This is a genomic window from Curtobacterium sp. MMLR14_010 (assembly GCF_001865015.1).
In the GTDB taxonomy this organism is placed as follows: Bacteria; Actinomycetota; Actinomycetes; order Actinomycetales; family Microbacteriaceae; genus Curtobacterium.
Genome location: NZ_MJGV01000012.1, coordinates 50,011 through 57,487, shown reverse-complemented (window position 1 = coordinate 57,487; position 7,477 = coordinate 50,011). Strand labels below are relative to the sequence as shown.

Below are 7,477 nucleotides of genomic sequence, written 5' to 3'. Positions count from 1 at the left end.
CGCCATCCGATCGGATGGCGGCCCTCGTTCGTGCTCGGTGTGTTCGGGTGACTACTCGTCGTCCTCGGCGCGACGGCGCAGTTCGTTCGCGCTGATCGGCTGGGTGTAGGTCGCCTCGTCGGAGTCGGAGTCGGAGTCGGAGTCGGAGTCGGAGTCGGCGGGCGCGTCCTCGGTCCGGCTCGGCGCCGACGTCGTCGTCGTGGCGGTGCCGGACCTGTCGCGGTCGAGGTCGTTCGCCCTGGCATCACGGAGTTCCGCGAGCCGCTCGGGGGAGACGGTGTCGTCCACCGCGTCGTCGTTGTCCGAGTCAGACACGGACGGCGACGTGGACGCTGACACGGACGCCGATGAGCCCGACGACACGGGGGACGCGGGCGACGACGCCGACGAGGACGACCACGACGGCACCGACGAGTCGCGCGTGGACGAGCCAGGGGTGCCGAGCGCGGGACGCACCGGTGCGACCTGGTCGTCCCCGTACGGCCGGGTGACTCCTTCCGACGAGTCCGAGTTCGAGTACGCCCGGGTGGCACCGTCCGACGAGCCCGAGCCCGAGCCCGAGCCCGAGTACGGCCGGGTGACCCCGTCCGAGTACGGCTGCGTGACGCCCTCGGAGTACGAGCGCGTCGCACCGTCCGAGATCGGCGTCGTCTCCGCCGGATCAGCTGCCGGCGCGCCAGCGCCAGCGCCGGCGTCGGCACGCGCAGCGGCGAAGGCGGCAGCGGTCCCGCCGACCGCGGCAGGGGCAGTGGAGCCCGACGCGGCGGAGGTGGGCTGCGCGGCGGAGGCGGGGGAGCCTCCCGTCCGCTGGGGGGCGCGGAGCGACGTCGTGGTCGGGGTGGCCGGTGTCGGCGTCGGTGTCGGCTCGGGGGCGCGCTTGCTGTCGGCCTGGTCGGCGCTCCAGTCCTGCTGGCGCTTGATCAGGTCCGCGTCGGGGTCGGGGGACTCGAACTTCCAGCGCTCGAGGTCGCTCTTGAACAGCTTCTTGGCACGACCGGGGCGGGCCTGCCACTCGAGCAGGCGGTCACGGAACTCGGCGAGGGACTGGTCCGCCTGGAAGTTGAAGGTCGAGGAGTCCTTCTTGATGTCCGCGATCTCGTGTTGCGCCCAGGAGGCGGCGAGCGGCGCACCGGGGGTCGGGAGCAGCCGCAGGCGGATGTCGGCGTCCTCGGCGAGGTGGTCGGTGTAGTTCCGCTCGTCGTGTCCGAGCGAACCCCAGGTCGCGGCCTTGCGCGCAGCGGTGATGATCGCCGCGACCGCGGCGTTCTTCGACTCGCGTTCCTGCAGGGCGACCACCCGCTTGGTGGCGCTGCGGCCGATGAGGGCCGCGACGATCCCGGCGACGATGATCGCCACGAAGGGGATCACCGCTCCCGAGAAGACCCGCCAGCCCGTGTCCGACGAAGTCCAGTCGATGAAGTCGTTCCACCAGTCCATGCGCGCACCATATCCAGGAGCGGCCCGGTTCTGAGGGACCTTCGGCGGCGTTCCCCGCATCCGACGGACGTCAGTGCTGCAGAGTCCGCACGGCGGTCACCAGCGGAGGCAGTCGACGGCGTCGTCGGCGGACCACACGTTGGGCAGCTCGACGAAGCGACGTTCAGCCGCGACGTAGCGACGAGCGCGGTAGGCGGTGCCGCCGGCGATGTCCACGCGGTCGACGTACCCGACGATCTCGCCGTTGATGCGGGTCACCCGGGAGAGGTCGTCACGGACGTCGAGGATGCGGAGGTCCCCGCGTGACCGGGCGACGGGGGAGACCGTGCGGATGTGCAGCTGGGGTTCGGTGCTCGTCAGCAAGGGGTCTCCTTCGTTCGTCGGTGCGTGGTGCTGGGTGGTGGCTGTCCGTCTGGTGGAGACGCTACGGGCCACCACCGACACGCCGGAGGGGCGACGGTGCACTGGGGAACAGACAGCCCTGCACGGGTGTTGTGGAGGAGGTATCCCCCAGTCGGGTCTCCTCGGAGGCCAGGAAGATAGGTTGTGCCCATGACCACGTTCGTGCTCGCAGGTGGATGTTTCTGGTGTCTCGACGCCGTGTACCGCACGCTCCAGGGTGTGCAGGACGTGGAGTCCGGCTACATCGGTGGCCGGGTCGAGAACCCGTCCTACGAACTCGTGTGCACCGGCTCGACCGGTCACGCCGAGGCCGTCGCGGTGACCTTCGACGAGTCGGTCATCCCCGCCGACGTCATCCTCGACGTCTTCTTCACGCTGCACGACCCGCGCCAGCTCAACCGTCAGGGCGCTGACGTCGGCACGCAGTACCGCTCCGCGATGTTCCCCGCCGACGACGAGCAGCGTGGGCTGTTCGAGAAGGCGATCGAGCGCGCGTCGGACATCTGGGACGGTGGGATCGTCACGACGATCGAGCCGCTCACCACGTTCTTCCCCGCCGAGGAGTACCACCAGGACTTCTTCGCGAAGAACCCCGGTCAGGGCTACTGCCTCGCAGTCGCACTGCCCAAGGTGAACAAGGTCCGCAAGGCCTACAGTCAGTACATCCTGGCGTCCTGAACGACGGGCGTCGGGGCCACGAGGAGGTGGTCGAACGATGACGAACGACACGACGACGAGTGACACCGCGACCTGGGTCGCAGTGGGGCCGGCAGGTGCGGTGGGTGCGATCCACCGAGCCGACGACGGGTTCCACGTCGAGCTCTACGGACATCGAGCGGGTCGGAGCGGGACGTACCCGTCCCTCGAGACCGCGAAGGGTGCCGTCCACAAGGCGCTCGGGCCGCTCGCGTCACGCCCGGAGTTCCACGCCCACTGATCGGTGATCTGGACAGGAGGCTCGGGGGACTTCTCCTCCACAGGTCGCCTTCTCGGGTCCCACTGCACACATCGAGCCCCGGCCCGCCACGGCGGACCGGGGCTCGATGACGATCGGTGCATGAACGACACCATCACCGTCTGCGGCATCGTCGCGACCGAGCCCCGCCACCTCGTCACCGAGACCGGCATCGCCATCACGAGCATGCGCCTGGCATCCCCGTCCCGACGCTGGGACCGCGCCAACGCCACCTGGACCAACGGACCGACGAACTGGTTCACCGTCACGGCGTTCCGCTCCCTCGCGGCCAACGTCCACAAGTCCGTGAAGAAGGGCGACCGGATCATCGTGACCGGCCGGGTCCGCATCCGGACGTGGGAGCGGGACGGCCGCGGTGGCACGTCGGTGGAGATCGACGCCGAGGGCATCGGCCAGGACCTCGCCTGGGGCATCAGCAACTGGATCAAGGTCCCGCGGCACGCGTCCGAGGGCTCGGCGGCACCCGGGGGTGGCCCGTCCGTGGACCCGAGGACGGGGGAGGTGCACGAGCCGCACCACGACGACCCGCACCAGGACGACCCGCACCCCGAACACCACGACCGCCCCGACCACGGCGATGACGAGACCCACGGGGAGGACCAGCAGCACGGGGCAGGCAGCCACGGAGCGGTCGGCGGCGCGGACGACGAGCTCCCCGACCCCGCGACCGCGGCCCGCGCGGCGGCCATGGTGCAGGGCGACACTGAGCAGCGCGATGCCGCCTGACGTGCTCGCCCCCGCACGGTCCGACGATCCGGTCACTACACTTGGGCGAGATATGGCCGAGTACATCTATTCCATGGTCCGTGCCCGCAAGGCAGTGGGCGACAAGCTGATCCTCGACGACGTCACGATGTCGTTCCTCCCCGGCGCCAAGATCGGCGTCGTGGGGCCCAACGGTGCCGGCAAGTCCACGATCCTGAAGATCATGGCCGGTCTCGACCAGCCGTCGAACGGTGAGGCCAAGCTCACGCCCGGCTTCAGCGTCGGCATCCTCATGCAGGAGCCGGAGCTCGACGAGACGAAGACCGTCCTGGAGAACGTGCAGGAAGGCGTCGGCGAGATCCACGGCAAGCTCTCCCGCTTCAACGAGATCTCCGCCCTGATGGCCGAGCCGGACGCCGACTTCGACACGCTGCTCGCCGAGATGGGCACCCTGCAGGAGGAGATCGACGCGGCCGACGCGTGGGACCTCGACTCGCAGCTCGAGCAGGCCATGGCCGCGCTCCAGTGCCCCCCGGGGGACGAGCTCGTCACGCACCTGTCCGGCGGTGAGAAGCGCCGCGTGGCGCTCTGCAAGCTCCTGCTCCAGAAGCCCGACCTGCTGCTCCTCGACGAGCCCACCAACCACCTCGACGCCGAGAGCGTGCAGTGGCTCGAGCAGCACCTGCAGCAGTACCACGGTGCCGTCCTCGCCGTGACCCACGACCGGTACTTCCTGGACCACGTCGCCCAGTGGATCGCCGAGGTCGACCGCGGCCGCCTCTACCCGTACGAGGGCAACTACTCGACCTACCTCGAGAAGAAGCGCGCACGTCTCGAGGTCCAGGGCAAGAAGGACGCCAAGCTCGCGAAGCGCCTGACCTCGGAGCTCGACTGGGTCCGCAGCAACACCAAGGGCCGCCAGGCCAAGTCCAAGGCCCGTCTCGCCCGGTACGAGGAGATGGTCACGGAGGCCGAGCGCACGCGCAAGCTCGACTTCGAGGAGATCGTCATCCCCGTCGGCCCGCGTCTGGGCTCGCAGGTCATCGACGCCGAGAAGCTGCACAAGCAGTTCGGCGACCGCGTCCTCATCGGGGACCTCTCCTTCACGCTGCCCCGCAACGGCATCGTCGGCGTCATCGGCCCGAACGGCGTCGGCAAGACCACGCTCTTCAAGACGATCGTCGGGCTCGAGCCCCTCGACGGCGGCACGCTGAAGATCGGCGAGACGGTCGACATCTCGTACGTCGACCAGAGCCGTGGTGGCATCGACCCGAACAAGAACCTGTGGGAGGTCGTCTCCGACGGTCTGGACTACATCCAGGTCGGCAAGACGGAGATCCCGTCGCGCGCGTACGTCTCGCAGTTCGGCTTCAAGGGCCCGGACCAGCAGAAGCGTGCCGGCATCCTCTCCGGCGGTGAGCGCAACCGGCTGAACCTGGCGCTGACGCTGAAGCAGGGCGGCAACCTCCTGCTCCTCGACGAACCGACCAACGACCTGGACGTCGAGACCCTCGGCAGCCTCGAGAACGCGCTGCTCGAGTACCCCGGATGTGCCGTGGTCATCACGCACGACCGGTGGTTCCTCGACCGCATCGCGACGCACATCCTGTCGTGGGAAGGCCTGAACGAGGACGGCACGCCGAACTGGTACTGGTTCGAGGGCAACTTCGAGGCGTACGAGGAAAACAAGATCGAGCGCCTCGGTGCCGACGCGGCCAAGCCGGGCCGGGCGACGTACCGCAAGCTCACGCGGGACTGACCCCGCGTGGCGAGGCTGCACACGCCGGTCCGCATCCGCTGGAGTGACATCGACGCCTACGGGCACGTGAACAACTCGGCGATGCTCCGGCTGCTCGAGGAAGCACGCGTGTTGGCGTTCTGGGCGCCGGATCCCGACGAGGTCGACGAGTCGGGGTCCGCGCCGCAGCCGGTCATCGACGGCAGACCCGGGTCCGGCACGATGACGGTCATCGCGGCGCAGCGCCTCGAGTACCTCGCGTCCACGCCGTACTACCGACGCCCGCTCGACATCCAGCTGTGGATCGGGCGGCTCGGTGGTGCGAGCCTCGACATCTCGTACGAGGTCTGGTCGCCCGTCGGGCAGGAGCCCGCAGAGCTGTACACGCGGGCGACCACCACGCTCGTGATGGTCGACGCCGCGACGAACCGGCCGCGGCGCCTCACCGCGGTGGAGCGGGCGGCGTGCGAGCAGTACGTCGAGCCGCCGGTCGTCTTCTCCCGCCCCTGACCAGCTCCGGGCTCAGCACGCGCGACCGCGGGTGACCGCCCGCGGGAACAGGGGCCCCGGCTCAGCGTGCCCGGGGCATCCGCACCATGCCCTCCTGCGCGACGCTCGCCAGCAGGCGCCCGTCGCGGGAGAACATCCGCCCGAACGCCAGGCCCCGACCACGCTGGGCACTCGGCGACTCCTGCGTGTACAGGACCCACTCGTCCGCGCGGCCGTCCCGGTGCCACCACATCGCGTGGTCGAGGCTCGCGCTCTTCAACCCCGGCGTTCCCCACGCCACCCCGTGCCGGCGCATGATCGGCTCGAGGATCGACAGGTCGCTCGCGTAGGCCAGCACCGCGCGGTGCAGCGCCGGGTCGTCCGGCAGCGTGCCCTGCACCCGGAACCACACGGCCTGGTGTGGCACGTGCTCGCCCTCGACGTCGACGAACACCGGGCCGTCCACGTGCCGCAGGTCGATCGCCCGCTCGGCCCATGCCCGCGCGACGGGGTGGTCGATCGCGGACAGGACCGACGCGGCCGTCGGCAGGGACTCGGGCTCCGGGACGTCCTCGGGGAACGGGTCCTGGTGCTCGACGCCGTCGTCGTCGGTCTGGAAGGACGCGATCATCGAGAAGATCGGCACGCCGTTCTGGTACGCCTGCGCCCGCCGGGTCGCGAACGAGCGTCCGTCGTGGATGCGCTCGACGCCGAACGTGATCGGCACCTCGATGTCGCCCGGTCGCAGGAAGTACCCATGGACCGAGTGGATGGCCCGCCCCTCGATCGTCGACTGCGCCGCGACGACGCACTGGGCGAGCACCTGGCCGCCGAACACCCGGCCGTTCGCCGACCAGTGGCTCGCACCCGTCAGGATCGTCTCGCGCGTGCTCGCCCCCGTGTCCTCGAGTCGCAGGGTCTGCAGGAAGTCCGGTTCACCGATCACCACCCCTGCAGTCTACGAACGGTGGGGCCCCGGTAGGATCGGGACGACATGAGCACCTCGTTCACGCTGCCCGACGCCGCCTCGCTCGGGGACCTCCGCACGTACCTCGCACGTGCCGCCCGCGTCGAGGACGGCTCCGTCCGTCTGATCGCCGACGCCGGCGTCCTGGCCGTCTACACGGCGATCATGTACCCGCTCGGGCTGCTCGACGAGCTCCCGACCGTCCTCGGCCTCCGTACCTTCTCGCTGACCCAGCCGGCGACGATCGACGTCGTCGTACCGCTGGCCTCGTTCCAGGAGCGCCTCCGGGTCCTCGGCGAGACGCAGGACGCCGAGCACGCCGAGGGCGCTGACCCCACCCGTCCGACCCCGATCGAGGTCGAGCTCCCGCACGAGGTCCACACGGTCACCTGGGCCGCCATCTCCCCGCCGCGCGGTGGCTGGGTCCCGCTGCCGGACGTCTCGCCGGAGCTCCTCCGGCGGGCGGCCAAGTCCGGCATCGCCGAGGTCGCGGACGCCGTGCCGACGAACTCGGGCGAGGCCGTCGTCCGCAAGCTCCGCTCCGAGGTCTGGGGCCGACCGGTGCCCGGCGTCGAACACCTGCCGGCAGCCGCGGGGTTCGCGGGGGAGAGCCTGGGGTTCCTCGGGCACGACCCGGTCCGCCTGTTCGAGACCGGTCCGTGGAGCCGCCTCACCACGTCCCGCGGTCACGTGCTCGTCAAGCGTCGCGCCTGGACCCTGACCTGAGCGTGACGACGCCAGCGACGGCCTGACGCCGCCCGCG

The 7,477-nt window shown here is 70.4% G+C and carries 9 protein-coding genes; 6 read left to right on the top strand and 3 right to left on the bottom strand.

Annotated features, from left to right (window positions below):
• Nucleotides 1-51: 51 nt before the first annotated feature.
• A complete protein-coding gene (locus BIU98_RS02105; RefSeq protein ID WP_071270725.1) occupies nucleotides 52-1,437 on the bottom strand; it encodes a hypothetical protein in 1,386 nt (461 codons plus the stop codon).
• Between the two features lie 96 nt (nucleotides 1,438-1,533).
• Nucleotides 1,534-1,800: a hypothetical protein gene (locus BIU98_RS02100; protein ID WP_083392888.1), complete on the bottom strand. Its 267-nt coding sequence runs from the start codon at nucleotides 1,798-1,800 to the stop codon at nucleotides 1,534-1,536.
• A 189-nt stretch (nucleotides 1,801-1,989) separates the two neighbouring features.
• Here BIU98_RS02100 and msrA point away from each other — a divergent pair, with 189 nt between their 5' ends.
• The 5 genes from msrA (at nucleotide 1,990) to BIU98_RS02075 (ending at nucleotide 5,768) form a co-directional block, all read left to right on the top strand.
• Nucleotides 1,990-2,517, top strand: a complete 528-nt coding sequence (gene msrA, locus BIU98_RS02095; RefSeq protein ID WP_071270722.1) for a peptide-methionine (S)-S-oxide reductase MsrA — start codon at nucleotides 1,990-1,992, stop codon at nucleotides 2,515-2,517.
• A 37-nt stretch (nucleotides 2,518-2,554) separates the two neighbouring features.
• Entirely contained in the window at nucleotides 2,555-2,776 is a 222-nt protein-coding gene (locus tag BIU98_RS02090; RefSeq protein WP_071270719.1) for a hypothetical protein, read from the top strand.
• 120 nt (nucleotides 2,777-2,896) lie between these two features.
• Nucleotides 2,897-3,541 carry a single-stranded DNA-binding protein gene (locus BIU98_RS02085; protein ID WP_071270716.1) on the top strand — a complete coding sequence of 215 codons (645 nt, stop codon included), beginning with the start codon at nucleotides 2,897-2,899 and terminating at the stop codon, nucleotides 3,539-3,541.
• Between the two features lie 52 nt (nucleotides 3,542-3,593).
• A complete protein-coding gene (gene ettA / locus BIU98_RS02080) occupies nucleotides 3,594-5,279 on the top strand; it encodes an energy-dependent translational throttle protein EttA (protein WP_071270713.1) in 1,686 nt (561 codons plus the stop codon).
• 6 nt (nucleotides 5,280-5,285) lie between these two features.
• Nucleotides 5,286-5,768, top strand: a complete 483-nt coding sequence (locus tag BIU98_RS02075; protein ID WP_071270710.1) for a thioesterase family protein — start codon at nucleotides 5,286-5,288, stop codon at nucleotides 5,766-5,768.
• Nucleotides 5,769-5,829: 61 nt separating this feature from the next.
• On the opposite strand, the gene BIU98_RS02070 is transcribed toward BIU98_RS02075, so the two are convergent.
• The gene (locus tag BIU98_RS02070; protein ID WP_083392892.1) at nucleotides 5,830-6,693 is read right to left on the bottom strand and encodes an acyl-CoA thioesterase II; all 864 of its coding nucleotides are present in this window, start codon (nucleotides 6,691-6,693) and stop codon (nucleotides 5,830-5,832) included.
• A gap of 48 nt (nucleotides 6,694-6,741) precedes the next feature.
• Between BIU98_RS02070 and BIU98_RS02065 the strand changes: the two genes are divergently transcribed.
• Entirely contained in the window at nucleotides 6,742-7,440 is a 699-nt protein-coding gene (locus tag BIU98_RS02065) for a hypothetical protein (protein WP_071270707.1), read from the top strand.
• The last annotated feature ends 37 nt before the right edge of the window (nucleotides 7,441-7,477 follow it).